Source organism: Blautia sp. TF10-30 (assembly GCF_003481245.1).
GTDB classification, from domain to species: domain Bacteria; phylum Bacillota; class Clostridia; order Lachnospirales; family Lachnospiraceae; genus Fusicatenibacter; species Fusicatenibacter saccharivorans.
The window spans coordinates 26,164-41,237 of sequence record NZ_QUKM01000013.1 but is presented as its reverse complement, the minus strand read 5'-3'; the positions used below and the strand labels follow the sequence as shown (position 1 = coordinate 41,237).

Annotated in this window: 14 protein-coding genes and 1 pseudogene; 14 read left to right on the top strand and 1 reads right to left on the bottom strand. The window is 42.3% G+C overall.

All coding sequences use genetic code 11. From position 1 onward, the window contains the following. The 12 genes and pseudogenes from DXD02_RS11780 to rhaD form a co-directional block, all read left to right on the top strand. Positions 1–414 (top strand): sigma factor-like helix-turn-helix DNA-binding protein, encoded by a 414-nt coding sequence (locus DXD02_RS11780; protein WP_117500098.1) that lies wholly within the window; start codon positions 1–3, stop codon positions 412–414. A gap of 498 nt (positions 415–912) precedes the next feature. Beyond that, entirely contained in the window at positions 913–1,263 is a 351-nt protein-coding gene (locus tag DXD02_RS11770; RefSeq protein ID WP_117804244.1) for a type II toxin-antitoxin system PemK/MazF family toxin, read from the top strand. Positions 1,264–1,342: 79 nt separating this feature from the next. Further along, entirely contained in the window at positions 1,343–1,504 is a 162-nt protein-coding gene (locus DXD02_RS15610) for a hypothetical protein (protein WP_199691643.1), read from the top strand. A gap of 55 nt (positions 1,505–1,559) precedes the next feature. Beyond that, entirely contained in the window at positions 1,560–3,524 is a 1,965-nt protein-coding gene (locus DXD02_RS11765; protein WP_118666883.1) for a recombinase family protein, read from the top strand. A gap of 30 nt (positions 3,525–3,554) precedes the next feature. Next, a complete protein-coding gene (locus tag DXD02_RS11760) occupies positions 3,555–4,058 on the top strand; it encodes an AAA family ATPase (protein WP_118666882.1) in 504 nt (167 codons plus the stop codon). A gap of 588 nt (positions 4,059–4,646) precedes the next feature. Next, on the top strand, positions 4,647–4,850 hold the full coding sequence (locus DXD02_RS11750; protein WP_109257794.1) for a hypothetical protein: 204 nt from the start codon (positions 4,647–4,649) through the stop codon (positions 4,848–4,850). Between the two features lie 213 nt (positions 4,851–5,063). Further along, positions 5,064–6,068 carry a virulence RhuM family protein gene (locus tag DXD02_RS11745; RefSeq protein WP_055176168.1) on the top strand — a complete coding sequence of 335 codons (1,005 nt, stop codon included), beginning with the start codon at positions 5,064–5,066 and terminating at the stop codon, positions 6,066–6,068. A gap of 3 nt (positions 6,069–6,071) precedes the next feature. Next, positions 6,072–7,757, top strand: coding sequence for a recombinase family protein (locus tag DXD02_RS11740; protein ID WP_117804685.1), 1,686 nt, complete (start codon positions 6,072–6,074; stop codon positions 7,755–7,757). A gap of 396 nt (positions 7,758–8,153) precedes the next feature. Continuing rightward, positions 8,154–8,447: a ParB N-terminal domain-containing protein gene (locus tag DXD02_RS11730; protein WP_118666881.1), complete on the top strand. Its 294-nt coding sequence runs from the start codon at positions 8,154–8,156 to the stop codon at positions 8,445–8,447. Between the two features lie 429 nt (positions 8,448–8,876). Next, positions 8,877–9,140 (top strand): hypothetical protein, encoded by a 264-nt coding sequence (locus tag DXD02_RS15830; protein ID WP_055267519.1) that lies wholly within the window; start codon positions 8,877–8,879, stop codon positions 9,138–9,140. A 414-nt stretch (positions 9,141–9,554) separates the two neighbouring features. Further along, positions 9,555–9,791, top strand: a complete 237-nt coding sequence (locus DXD02_RS11720; RefSeq protein ID WP_118700810.1) for a hypothetical protein — start codon at positions 9,555–9,557, stop codon at positions 9,789–9,791. Positions 9,792–9,881: 90 nt separating this feature from the next. Beyond that, positions 9,882–10,424: pseudogene (gene rhaD / locus DXD02_RS11715) on the top strand (rhamnulose-1-phosphate aldolase); the annotation flags it as partial. A gap of 8 nt (positions 10,425–10,432) precedes the next feature. Here the strand turns inward: rhaD and DXD02_RS11710 are convergent. Then, complete coding sequence (locus DXD02_RS11710; protein WP_158565855.1) at positions 10,433–11,470, bottom strand: AraC family transcriptional regulator; 1,038 nt, start codon at positions 11,468–11,470, stop codon at positions 10,433–10,435. Between the two features lie 214 nt (positions 11,471–11,684). Between DXD02_RS11710 and DXD02_RS11705 the strand changes: the two genes are divergently transcribed. Beyond that, entirely contained in the window at positions 11,685–12,776 is a 1,092-nt protein-coding gene (locus DXD02_RS11705; RefSeq protein WP_055267525.1) for an alpha/beta hydrolase, read from the top strand. Positions 12,777–12,811: 35 nt separating this feature from the next. Then, complete coding sequence (locus tag DXD02_RS11700; protein WP_117802661.1) at positions 12,812–15,064, top strand: glycoside hydrolase family 3 C-terminal domain-containing protein; 2,253 nt, start codon at positions 12,812–12,814, stop codon at positions 15,062–15,064. Positions 15,065–15,074: the final 10 nt, after the last annotated feature.

The following is a 15,074-nucleotide window of genomic DNA, read 5'->3' as shown; positions in this document are numbered from 1 at the left end:
ATGAAGAAAGTCAATCTTAGGGACTTATATCCCGATGTTTATAAAAACGATCATTTTGTAGAAGTAACAGAAGATGTGCTGGAGACGATCCGTGCCGCTGAGCGTGCAGAAGCTGCTTATGACCGGAGGATGTATCGCTATAAAGCGCATTACTCTCTGGACTGTGATAACGGCATTGAAAATGCGATCCTGATGAAGCCCCAGACGCCGGAAATGCTCCTGGAGGAAAAGCAGCTGCGGGAGCAGCTCTACGCCGCAGTGATGGCTCTGCCGGAGAAGCAGGCCAAGCGGATCTATGCTCGGTATTACCTGGGTATGCGTGTGAGCGAGATAGCAGTAGCGGAGGATGTAGACCCAAGCCGTGTCCGTGACAGCATCCGGCGTGGTCTGAAGCAGCTGGCAAAGTATTTTTGAAAAAGTTTCGTTTGGTGCGCTCGTTTTTTGCTCTTTTTGTCAGAGTTAATAAGAAGGACAAGTTTTCCCCCTTCAACAGCACTTTGACAATTTCATAGACAGCATAACAGGTACATAACCCGTGTACGAGCGAGTGTGGAACGCCGCGAAGATAGAGCAGTCAGGGAGGTGATGAACAAAGCTGCTTTGGAGCGATCTACGATTCCACAAAACGGATGGTGGCAGATTCGGCGCGAGGACTGCACGGGGGCTTAAAGATACTTCCTCACGGCCTCCTAAAGACTTGGGGGGAACCCTGCGGCGCACGAGTAAAACGACGCTGCGGAGTTATGACAACCGCGCCAGCGGAGACCTGCTATGTTCCCAGCGTTAGGGGGCGTGGCAAATATGACGAGTAATCCGAACAGAATAACAGTAGCCGCACCAGGTTTTTATCCGAAGATTTTTTTCAGACTGGTGCGGCTGTTTAAGTATTAAGATATTAAGGAGGCGAGAGTGATGTTTGAAAAATTCCATCGAGGTGACATATATTCGGCTGATTTAAGTCCTGGTATTGGCTCCGAACAAAGTGGCTCTCGTCCTGTACTCATTCTTCAAAACAATGTGGGAAATTGTTTCAGTCCTACGATTATTATTGCAGCAATTACCAGTGTAAGTAAAAAATGCAGAAAATTCCCCACGCATTACCACTTAAACGACAGATGCGGTTTGATGAAACCATCTGTTGTTATGCTGGAACAGATCAGAACAATCGACAAGTCGAGGTTAAAAAACTATATTGGTCATCTAAACAAGGATGACATGGAAAACATAAACAAGACGCTCTTGTGTAGTCTGGGGATTACATAAAAGTGCCGAAAGGCCGTATCATTTTCAGGCTGTGCAAGTAGAGTTATAATTTCGTTAGGAATTGCGGAGGTGATTCTGAATGGAGAATATCCAGAATAAAAGCGCATTGATTCCTTCAGATGAAATCCGGTCAGAAGAACTTCTGGCGGAACAAAAATTTGAAGCGTTTATCACTTCGCTGGCACGTATTATCGAGAAATATGGTATGAGAGTGCTGGGCGAGGTTGACGGAGCTGCGTGAGAATCGCAGCTTTACATAGGATATTTTCCAAAAGTAAATTTTGGAGGTATGAATTATGAACCGATATGGAAAACGCTGTGTTTTGTATCCGAGGGTCAGCACAGAGATGCAAGTGGACGGATACAGCCTGGAAGGTCAAAAAAATATGCTGACACGATTTGCGGATCGTGAGGAAATGATCGTTGTTGATACTTATGAAGATGCCGGTAAATCCGGTAAATCCATTGAGGGACGACCTGCCTTTCAAAAAATGCTCAGAGATATTGAGGATGGCTTGGACATTGACTATATTTTAGTGTATAAGCTGTCACGGTTTGGCCGTAATGCAGCAGATATACTTAACTCTTTGGAGTTGGTTCAATCTTATGGTGTAAATCTGATTTGCATAGAAGAAGGGATTGATTCCTCTCAGACAAGCGGAAAACTTTTGATTTCTGTACTATCTGCTGTGGCTGAGATTGAGCGTGAGAATATTATCGAGCAGACGATGAACGGGCGGCGCGAAAAGGCACGGCAGGGTGGATGGAATGGTGGCTTTGCTCCCTACGGATATACACTGGAAGATAACAAGCTGATGATTGAAGAAACAGAGGCTGTGGCAATACGGAAGATTTTTGAATTATATACTTCATCGGAAATCGGTTTGGGTGGTATTGCGAATCAGTTGAACTTACAAGGTATACGGAAAATTCCGAGGCAGAATGGCACATTAGAGGATTGGACAGGACATTTTATTAAACTGATATTGGATAACCCGGTTTATTGCGGTAAAATTGCCTATGGACGGAGAACGAAGGAAAAAGTCAAAGGCACAAAAAACGATTACCAGATGAAAAGAAATGACGATTACATTCTGACAGAGGGACAGCATAAAGGAATCGTTAGTGAGGAGGTATGGGAAAAGGCTCATGCCAAGCGTCTTAGAACCGGAGTAAAGCAACCGTCAAAAATTGGGCGGGATCGAGTTCATTTGTTATCAGGTCTGCTGAAATGCCCGGTTTGTGGAAGTCCCATGTATACGAATAAACACGCATGGACAAATAAAGATGGCACTTACAAAGAAATTTACTATTATGTATGTAGTCGGAATAGGATGGTCCGGGGTAAGCATTGTGAATATAAGGCGATGCTGAAAAAGACCGATATTGAACCGATGGTCATTGAGGCAATTCGTGAGATCGTAAGGAATGAGGAATATGCCCAAGCCATTAAAAAACGGATTGGCGTTCAGATTGACACGAAAGCAGTGGATAAAGAACTGGAGGGCTATCAGGCAAAGCTGAAGGAAGTTGATCTGAATAAAACAAGATTGGAACGGGAAATTGACAGTCTCCCTGCTGATGCAAAATACCGGGAACGAAAGCTCCATGATATGACCTTGCGGTTAGATTCCCTATATGATGTCATTGTTGAGCTGGAGGAAAAAATCGAAGATGCCAGACTTCGGCGAGATGCAATTAAGCAGCAGGCAATTACTCTTGAGAATATTTACAAAATCATGGTGAATTTCGACTGCGTTTATAATATAATAAATGACGAAGAAAAGAGAAATGTGGTCACAGCCTTGATTAAGGAAATTGAAATTTACAGGAATGACGAGTCTGAATATCCGCTAAAGCGGATTGGTTTGAATTTTCCGGTGTTCAAGGATGGCGGGGAAGTTACGGAGCTTTTGTGGGACAAAGGGAATACCGTTGAGACAGTTGTTCTTTTGTCCCAACTGAAACAAAAGCCGGATGATTACATTAATGTCACAATTGAACTTGATGATGTGGATATAACATCTGCAGAGACTAAGGCAACATATGATGAGATAAAGAAGTATGTGTCTGAACATAATGCCGGCATGAAAGTTTCCAATCTGTATATTTCACAGGTAAAGAGAAAATGTGGAATTGAGGTTGGAAAGAATTATAATTTACCTAAAAATGAAGACAGTAGGCAACCACAGTGTCCGGAAGATAAAGAGAGAGCAATTGTGGAGGCATTGGAGCATTTTAAGATGATTCAGCAGAAATAAAAGGAGTTTGATAAAGGAAAATACTGACTTATGAAAATACATATTATTGGTTGCAGTGGTTCTGGAAAAACCTATTTAGCAAATGTACTTTCAAAAAAGTATAATATTTCCTATTTCGACTTAGATGATATTCAATGGGATAATAACGCCAAAGAATATGGCAAAAAGAGAACGCTTGATGAACGAAAAGCGTTATTACAAGAAATATTATATAATAATGATGAGTGGATAATTGAGGGGGTATATTATGCCTGGGTACAGCAAAGTTTTGATGAAGCTGATAAAATATATGTTTTAGATATGCCTGGTTATTTATATAAAAGTAGAATTATTATGCGCTCTATAAAAAGAAAATTGGGAATACAAAAAGGAAAAAGAGAAACTTTGAAATCGGTCTATAACCTTTTGAAATGGACTGAAACTTTTCAAAATAAAAATCTGAAAGAAATAAGAAGTATTTTAGATAGATATGATGATAAAGTCATATGGATATCAAGAAAAAAAGATGTAGAGAAGATAATAAAGGCGGTATGATAACTTCCAGATTTGTATGTATGGTAAATCTAAACTGTATTTTAGCAATATTTCCTGAGTGGGGGCAGAAAGTGCCCCCACTTTCACTATTTGGGGGCGAAAAGCGCCCCCGGAATTCAAAAATGGCTCCATTTTGCGCCCCCGTTTTTTAAAATCTGGAATCTAAACAAGATTACAATGAAATCAGAACATAAAAAGTGGGAGCAAAAAGCGCCGTCAAAATCATAAAGTGGGGGCGGAAAGCGCCACCAAAATGATAAAATGGGGGCAAAAAGCGCCCCCACATATAATAAACAAAGGGTTCAAGGGAAAAATCCCTTGCTAGAACGGCATTTGGATGTAGACCTCTCTAATGCGTATCTAGCCGTCGCTGGGGACTGATATATAAGAAGGAATATTGTTTAAGCAGGAAAAGACATAGAAGACTCTGGCTATATCGCAGGATATGTGCCTTGAAAGAATTGATTTGTGATAGATAGAAATATTTGAAAACTACCATTCAGTAAAATCTATTCCATTTTAGTAAGTCTTGAGATAAAATATGTTCTGTGAATTATTCACAAGATAATATTTTAAGGAGGCTTGGCAATGAACAAGGATTTTGAACGCTGCTGTAGCTTTCTTGCAGACATGATTATTAAATATGCACCAGAGATAAAAGAAGAAGTAGAGGTGTGTATGATGATCAAGGATTCAATTGATGACGAGAAAGTAAGCAGGCAGAAACAATTTGACCGGTTCTGTTATTACTTAGGTGGGATAAAACAGCTTCTGGACAAAAAGGCTGCATAGGCAGCTGGCATCCTGTAGATAATATGCTACGGGATGTATACATATATTACGGGACTTCATTCATAAGAGTGGAGTCTTTTTGTTTTATTCTTTCATCTTGGAAAAAGTTTTGGTTGAACAGAGGTTGGAATGATGATAAAATTTAGTTGGGACAATAGCGAACGCATGCGTTCACATTTCATAACTAAGAAGCAATGGATTGGAGAGGTGCTTATGGCAGATAAAATTGGAACCGATGAATATGGGGAAATACTTATATATCAGACTGATGATGGGCAGACAAATATAGAAGTTAAAATAGAAGATGATACAGTGTGGCTGACACAACAGCAGCTTACTGAATTATATCAATGCAGTAAATCAAATATAAGTGAACATATAAAGCATATATTCGAAGAAGGGGAGCTGGATAAGGATTCAGTTGTTCGGAAATTCCGAACAACTGCAGATGATGGAAAAACATATAATGTTACTTATTACAATTTAGATATGATTATCTCTCTTGGATACCGTATTAAATCAGTGATTGCAACAAGATTCAGGCAGTGGGCAACAAAGCGGCTAAAAGAATATATGATTAAGGGATTTACGATAGATGACGAGCGTTTGAAAGGAAATGGTGGAGGAAATTACTGGAAAGAGTTACTTGACAGAATCAGGGATATAAGATCTTCAGAAAAGGTATTGTATCGCCAGGTTCTTGATTTGTATGCTACGAGTGTAGATTACAATCCTCATAGCGAAGAGTCTGTTAGATTCTTTAAAATTGTTCAGAATAAACTTCACTATGCAGCACATGGTCATACTGCGGCAGAGGTTATATATCAACGTGCTGATGCACAAAAACCATTTATGGGACTTACTTCATTTTCAGGTGAATTACCAGCACTAAAAGATATAGGAATTGCAAAAAATTATCTGGATGAGAGTGAACTAAAAGTATTAAATAATCTTGTATCTGGTTATTTTGATTTGGCAGAAATTAATGCAATTGAACATAAACCTATGTACATGGATGATTATGTAAAGCAATTGGATAGTGTTTTGTCATCAGGAAACAGAAAGCTTTTAACTGGTTCCGGTTCTGTAAGTCATAAACAGGCGTTGGAGAAAGCAAAGTCAGAATACAGAAAATATCAGGAGATTACTTTGACACCAGTCGAAAAAGCATATCTTGAAAGCATTAAAGAGGTTTCCAAGGAAGTAAAAAGGAGATAACATCTGATGAAAAAACAGCAGAAATGTTACATATATACAAGAGTTTCCACTTCCATGCAGGTAGATGGTTACAGTCTTGATGCACAGAAGGACAAGCTTAGAAAATACGCAGAGTATCAGGAAATGTCTATCGTCGGGGAATATTCTGATGAGGGTAAATCTGGCAAAAGTGTGGAAGGCAGACCACAGTTTAAGCAGATGCTTGCGGATGTAGAAAGTGGCAAAGACAATGTTGATTATGTGCTGGTATTTAAGCTGTCACGATTTGGAAGAAATGCTGCAGATGTTTTATCGTCATTGCAGAAAATGCAGGATTATGGAGTTAATCTTATCTGTGTAGAGGATGGGATTGACAGCTCTAAGGATGTCGGGAAGCTGATGATATCTGTGTTATCTGCGGTTGCAGAGATAGAACGTGAGAATATCCTTGTCCAGACAATGGAAGGCCGCAGACAGAAAGCGAGAGAAGGCAGATGGAACGGCGGATTTGCGCCATATGGCTATCAGCTGGTAAATGGTGAACTTATCATTGCAGAAGATGAAGCAGAGATTATCCGTATTATATATGATAAATTCGTCAATACAACGATGGGAATGGCTGCGATAGCTGCATTTTTAAATAACAGTGGTTATAAGAAAAAGCTTCGCCAGAATAACACAATTGAAGGTTTTTCTACATCATTCGTCAAGGGTGTGCTGGACAATCCGATATATTGCGGTAAGCTTGCATTTGGCAGAAGAAAAAATGAGAAGATTCCGGGAACAAGGAATGAATATCATATCGTAAAACAAAAGGATTACTTGCTAAGTGATGGAGTCCATGAGGCAATTATATCAGAAGAAATGTGGAACCAGGCACACAGAAAGCGGCAGGAGACAGGTGTTTTACAGGTAAAAACACATAGTCTTGAGCATGAACATATTTTATCAGGGATTATTAAGTGCCCTGTATGTGGAAGCGGTATGTATGGCAATGTGAATCGTAAGAAGCATCCGGACGGAGGCTATTACAAGGATTATTTCTATTATGCCTGCAAACACAGGAAGCTTGTGGACGGACACCGCTGTACTTATAAAAGACAGTGGAATGAGGACAGAATCAATGCGGCAGTTGAGGAAATTATCCGTAAATTTGTAAAGAACCCAAAGTTTGAGCAGGAAATCCGTAAGCAGATAGGAAGCAGCATTGATACTTCGGAGCTTGACAAGGAATATGATGGATTAAAAGATAGACTGAGCCAGACAACCGGGGCAAAAAACAGGCTTGCTGACCAGATGGATCATTTATCTGTATCCGATAAGAATTATGACAAAAAATATAATGACATGCAGGAACGTTTGGACAAGCTATATGATGAAATCACTGATATTGAGGATGCCATGGAAGAAGTCGAAACAAGACTATATAATATCAGGCAGGACAAAATCTCAGAAGATAATGTTTACCAGTTCCTTTTATTCTTTGATAAGCTGTATGATAAATTTACAGATCTGGAAAAGAAGACATTTTTGAAGAGCTTCCTGTCGGATGTGTTTATCTATGAGGAAGAGCAAAAGGATGGCAGAATATTAAAAGGTCTCCGGTTTAAATTTCCTATATATATGAATGGCAGAAATGTATTAGGCGTGGATTGGGACAACGAGAGTACAGATGAGTGCGTGGTTGCACTACATCGGGTCGATATGTAAGAATCCTTGATTTGCGCGAAGGCAACGAGGAGAGTTCCGAAGAAATAACTGGCTGTAAAGCCAGTGTTTATGCGGAATTCGACGACTGCCCGCGAGTCGGGAAGTTTGTAAAACTTCTCGACTTCCGGCACTTTGAGCGACATATGATGTTCTCACAGAGTGATAGAAAAACCTACAAAAAAGCAATTTCAGACGGTGTGAATGTCTCAGTCGTATTGGATGTGGGGTGTGGAAACACATAAAAGTACAATTAATATTTTGAAGTTATTCAATAGAATACGAAGCGTGAAAGACCGTTCATTTTCAAGTAATTGGAGATGAGCGGTCTTTTTCTGTTTGCAGATAACATTGACGTAACTGAGTAGAAGTTATTCTACCGGAAGAACGGAGGTTGTAATGGAAGAGATAAAGAGTATCAGAATAAGCGAGTTAAAGGACTTTAAGAACCATCCTTTTCATGTGCAGCAGGACATAGAGCTGTGTGCCCTTATGAAAAGTATTGAAGATGAGGGTGTGGTTGTACCTTTGCTTGTAAGACCGAATCCTGACGGAGAAGGTTATGAAGTGATTGCAGGACACAGACGAAAGGCAGATGCCGGCTGGGCTGGTCTTGCGGAGGTTCCGGCAGTTATAAGAGAATTGGATGATGATCAGGCGATAGTGGCGATGGTAGATTCTGTGCGCCCGTAAGGCGTTTGGGGTGGACACCCAAGCGACGTGGGTCATTATGATTTTGTTTTGAGAAAACAATAAGAAAAATTATCAAGTGTGAAGAACACAGTCTTATCGCCAACAACTAACCTTGAATGGAAACATAAAGGGGACAACAGCACGTTTGTAAAGGCACAAGTCAACAAAGCTTCCAAGTTGCGACTGAGTGTCGAGGTGAAAGGTACTATATGAGGATGAAAGCTAAACTGCTTGAAGGAAAGTCAGAGGCTAGAGCTAACCATCTCCGCACCGAAGGGAAGATGTTACGGTGATGTATTGGCAGATTAGTATTTTGCTGTCTGCAATCTGCGTGATAATCAATGCAAGCTAGCCATAGGTTCATTTGAGGATGCATCTGAAATCAAGGAAAAATTCAGAGTATTTCTCGAGGATACTCTGCATCTTGAGATGTCCGAAAAAAAGACCAAGATAACACATAGTCAAGATAAAGCAAGATTTCTTGGATATGATATCACCACCGCAAAGAACTCAGCGCTTATGCAATCATCAGGGCATACAGAAATGCCTATTCAGGCGGTTGGACAGGAACAACCTGTGCCTGACGATAAGGGTGCTTCTGGGAATATGGATTACACAGAGGAGGATGTGAAGAAGTATCAGATGGATCCTGATATCAATGAGTTGCTGGATTTCAGTTTTTGCGGGGAATGACAGCAGAAGGCTACAAAACATTTATAAATGGAAGTGTTATGGCATCATTTATGGAAGGAATTGTAGCCTCAATTTTAGAAGAAAAAAGTGGTGCCGGATACGGCACGAATTGTAGCCAATTAAATACAGTTATCAGCGTAATTGAAGCCATGTATCTTTGCGAAGGTATGTGGCTTTTTCCTTTTTGCGCTGAGGATAGATTTTTTAACCAGCCCTCGTGCATTTATGCGAGGGCTAAGCCTCGCAGAGCGAAATACACCCATCGCACAAAACTTCGTTTTGTACTCTGTGTATTTCGCCCTTGCAGGGGGCTATCACGCCGGATACGGCGGTGGGTTCGTAAACGGACACCTATATGTCCACTCACATTGGCATTAGAAGTGAAAGAAAGAGTTGCAGGAGCAGATTGCTGTATTGGATAGAAAAGCAGGGAGGATGAAATCAGAGCTTTCAAATGTGCTTCAGGATGCAGACTATGCAAATGCTTCGGAGTTTTATACCGAGCTATTCATGGTTCGTGAGGAGAGGCAAAGGTATGAAGAGGCTTGTAAGGAATGGCAGCAGAAGTGTGTTGAGGTGGAACTTGTAGCGGTGAAGGATAGTAAGTATTTTGGGGACGTAATTCCGATTAGCAGGAATAGAGGGCGATAAAGTAAGGCGATGCTATTAGTGAATCTGATAGCATCTGTGTAACTACATAGTGACAATTTTGCATCTTCGAAGTGGTAGTCTATGCAAAATATCATCGAATTGGATGAAAAAGGAGAGAATTACCGCATCCTTTGGGGTCTGGTAAACGGAGGCAGACCGACCAGTGAGCTGCCGAGTCACCTGATGAACCATGAAGTGAAAAAAGGCGTTACCAATGTTTATCATGCACATACCACGAATGTGATCGCACTGACATTTGTACTGCCGTTGGAGGATAAAGTATTTACTAGAGAACTCTGGGAGATGGCGACCGAGTGCCCGGTTGTATTTCCTTCCGGAATCGGTGTAGTAGGATGGATGGTGCCGGGCGGCCGTGAGATCGCAGTGGCGACAAGTGCCCTGATGAAAGAATATGATGTGGCAATCTGGGCGCATCACGGCATGTTCTGCTCAGGGGAAGACTTTGATCTTACATTCGGATTAATGCACACCGTAGAGAAATCCGCGGAAATCCTTGTAAAGATGCTGCCCATGAGACCGGATAAAAGACAGACAATCTCACCTCAGAATTTCAGAGATTTGGCGAAAGATTTTAAAGTAACTTTACCGGAAAAGTTTCTATATGACAAATAATGTACATATCACATATTTGGCGTATCAGAAGCATGAAGCATGTTTCGATATTCCATAGGCGTACATCCGTATTTCTTGCGGAACAGCTGAAAGAAAAAGCTGGTATTCTGATATCCGACGGCAAGGCTGATATCATTTGTGGAAAGTGCGGTGCTCCTTAACAGTTTTGCCGCCTGAGAAAGCCGCTGTGTCTGGACCAGCTCTTTGTAAGTGATTCCGGTATGCTGGCGGATATAGGCAGAGAGATAGTTTGGGTGCATATTAAAAAACTCAGCTGTAGAAGAAAGGGTACAGTCCGCAAAGTTTGTTTCGATATATCGGAGTATGGTATAAATCTGATCCACTGAGGAGTGATCCAGAACCATACCGTGCTGGAAAAGATTAATCATCTCACAGGTGATCAGTGTAAAAAGACTGTCTAAAAAAGGCCCGGATGTTACGGACGGAGAATAAAATTCACAGAGAAACTGGTTGGTAAGATCTGCCAGCCGGTTTTGTTTTTGTTCCGGGGAAAAGACAATATACCTGCTTTCCTGCATCGTGGTGTTCAGAGCCTCAATGAAAAAGTGTGTAAGGTAATTATCCTGAGACAGGCGTTCAAAAAAAGTACCGTTCAGATATTCGCGCGTCAGCAGAAAATTGATGATAATATCATTTTCTGAACATCTTTTGACAGAATGAGGTGCATTCTGGCTGATCAGAACCATCTGCCCGGCTTTTAGCCTGAATGTAGTCTTATTTATCGTCATTGTGCAGGCGCCAGAATAAATATAACTCAATTCCAGCCACTCATGGATATGCAGAGGTACGTTTTCAAAACGATCTTGTTTTACAACAGCGAAGTTGTAATAACTCGGAAGAACTTTCTTTGAAAGAAATAAAGAACGCAGATCTTCAAGGTTCGTATCAAAACGGTAACAGGGTGTATCAAACTTACCTCTGGCAACAGGAAATTGTGAATAATCTTTCTTTACACCATTCAGACGCTGGGTTTCTTCGGTAGTGTGCTGCTTCAGAAATTGATTCAATGCAGATAATGTCATCATATATAATCTCTCCTTTTCGAGATATGAATGAACTGTGATTATAGTCATCAGCAGTTTATTTAACCTGTCTAAAATATACCATATTGGGGGCAAAGGTGTACAGAGTAATCTCGGATATTTATTAAGTTTGGTCGGTAAATCACTTATGTTTCGTTGATGTAATTTTAGTCTGTATAAAGTAAGATGTCAGTAAGAAAAGGAGGCATAGGTTAGGATGAAGATATTTTTTGCAGTAGTGGTGATTGTTTTATTATTTGTAATCGGTGCGACATTATATGTCTATAAAAAAAGTGCCATGTTTTTGCCGGCACTTCTTGGCATCTGCGGATTTCCAAAAATAAAGGAAAGCAGCTATTACGATGAAAACGGACATTTCCGTCCGGGAACGGGGGAGGACAAAGTTGGATTTTTCATGCAGCATCCGGTATTCGGCGGTTTTAAACATATGTTTTTCAATGTGGAGGACAACGTGCTGAAAGCTATTGCGCCTGTAAAGTATAAGGATTTTTTAAAGGCGCCGGGCCGTGAGGAACAATTGGATGCAGCCTTGGAATCTTTCAATTATCTAACCGGACTTGTTGAGAAAGGTCAGGCAAGGCTGGTGTCGGATCTGTATCCTGCGGAAGCAGTGAAGGGTCATCCGTACAGGTCACATCTGACGGGAATGTTTTATCAGGGACAACAGGGAAAACCACTTGCCATTGTAGTTCCGGGAGGCGGATTTATCAGTAATGTAACTGATTGCGAGGGGTATCCTGTGGCGATGAAGCTGCATAAAATGGGATATTCTGTTTTCGTCGTAAGTTATCCGGTCGGCAGACAGCTGGGTGAGACAGAACAGGTAAAGCAGGGACAGGCTGCCGCGAGGGAACTGACACAAGTGATTCGATATCTGACGGAGCATCAAAAACAGTTTTCTGTAAACATGGATGATTATGCCATCTTTGGTTTTTCAGCAGGAGGACTTATGACCACGGCGTATTCATTTGCCAATTATGAGGACTGCTGCCACAAGAATCATCTGCCAAGACCGAAGGTGATCTTCCCTATGTATGGTCTGGACTGGAATATCAAAGCTTTGCAGGAGGACAAGGGACTGGCGGTATTTTCTATCGTAGGGCGGGATGATGAGTTCGGTTTTGCAAATGTGGAAGATAAACTGCCGGAATTAGAGAAGGTACTGGGCAAAGAAAATGTGTCGGTCAGAATCGTTGACGGACTGGGACATGGATTTGGAATAGGAAATGAAACAAAAGTGAAAAACTGGCTTCAGGAAGCAGTCATCTTCTGGGAAGCCCACAGATAGGAACAGATAAGAATTTATTTAAGGAGGATTTCATAATGAGCAGAAACCTGAAAGAATTGATCAGACAGATGACACTGGAGGAAAAAGCAGGACTATGTTCGGGAGCGGATTTCTGGAACACGATGGGAATCGAAAGGTTAGGGATTCCTTCCGTTATGATGACAGACGGCCCGCACGGCTTGCGCAAACAGGAAGGCGCGGCAGATCATCTCGGCCTGAATAAAAGTGTGAATGCAGTCTGCTTTCCGGCAGCCTGCGCCACGGCATCCAGCTTTGACGTGGAACTGATGGAATGTATGGGACAGATCCTTGGGGACGAGTGTCAGGCTGAGAACGTGGGCATGCTCCTCGGCCCTGCAGTTAATATCAAACGCAGTCCTCTCTGCGGAAGGAATTTTGAATATATGTCCGAAGATCCATATCTGACAGGAAAGATGGCGTCAGCATATATCCGGGGCGTACAGTCGAAAGGCATCGGAACCAGTATGAAACACTTCGCCGCGAATAATCAGGAAACAGACCGTATGCAGATATCGTCGGAAGTATCGGAACGGGCTTTCCGGGAAATTTATCTGCCGGCTTTTGAGGAGGCGGTGAAGAAAGCGCAGCCAAAGACTGTGATGTGCAGCTACAATAAGATCAACGGAGTATTTTCTTCAGAGAATAAGAAGCTTCTGACAGATATCCTGCGGGATGAGTGGGGATTTGAAGGATATGTGGTCAGTGACTGGGGAGCTGTAAATGACCGGGTGAAAGGACTGAAAGCCGGTCTTGACTTGGAGATGCCGGGATCAGGAGGATATAATACAAGAAAGATTATTCAGGCAGTGGAGAATGGAGAACTGGAGGAAGAAATTCTTGACAGAACGGTGGAACGCATACTGAAAGTAGTCTTCTCCTACACAGATAACAGGAAAGCGGAGACTGTATTTGACAGGGAAAAGGATCACAAAGCAGCGGCAGATATCGAAACAGAGTGCGCCGTACTTCTGGAAAACAGGGGAGTGCTGCCGCTGAAAAAAGAACAGAAAGTAGTCTATATCGGGGAATTTGCAAAGAAACCGCGATACCAGGGCGGGGGATCGAGTCACATCAATACGGACAGCGTAGTGTCGGCTCTGGAAACTGCGGTGAGAAAAGGCAGGGCAGTGGAGTACGTGAAAGGCTTCTCGTCAGAGCGTGACGAGATGACAGAAGAGGATCTGAAACAGGCGTGTGAAGCGGCAGCGGGCGCAGATGTAGTTGTAATCTTTGCCGGACTGCCGGACAGCTTTGAGTCGGAAGGATATGACAGAACATCCATGGAACTGCCAAAGTGTCAGAATCGCCTTATAGAGGCTGTGGCTGAGATACAGAAAAATGTGGTAGTGGTTCTTCATAACGGAAGTCCCGTAGAAACTCCATGGGCGGAGTCTGTAAATGCCATTCTGGAGATGTATCTGGGAGGAGAAGGCATTGGGGAGGCCAGCGACCGGCTGTTATTTGGGGAGGCAAATCCAGGAGGACGTCTGGCGGAGACGTTCCCATATCGTCTGGAAGACAACCCGAGTTACCTGAATTTCCCTGGAGACGGCAGGACTGTTCTCTATGGAGAAGATATCTTTGTCGGATACCGTTACTATGATGCGAAGAAAGTACCGGTGCGCTGGGCATTCGGCCATGGACTGTCATATACGGAATTCAGCTACAGCAATATGAAACTCTCTTCTGCGGAAATGAAAGATGGAGATATTCTGAAGGTGAGCATTGATGTGGAGAATACAGGGAAGAGGGCAGGAAGTGAAGTGGTTCAACTCTATGTCAGTGACAAGGACAGCACGGTGCCAAGAGCAGTGAAAGAACTAAAAGGGTTTGCGAAAGTATTTCTGAATCCGGGTGAGAAGAAGACGGTTACAATGGAACTTTGCGCGAGAGATTTTGCTTACTACGAGACAAAGATTCACGACTGGTACACTCCGTCAGGTACATATGAGATCCAGATCGGGCATGCCAGCGATGAGATCAGAGAGGCTGCAGAACTTACATTTACTACTGATGTGCTGCTGCCGTTCACTGTGGATATGACCACTACAATGGGGGAATTGATGAACCACCCGAAGACAGCAGGGAAAATGATGGAGTATCTTGAGGGGATATCACAGGGAGAAGAACCTAAGAAAGAAGATGGGGAGGTACAGCTTGTGACTCCGGAAATTATTGCGCAGATGCCGCTGAAATCATTTTTAAGCGTTATTCCGGGCGAAGCGATCGAGCAGATGATCGTGGAGTTAAATGCTCTGTGTCAGTAGTGGGAGGAAC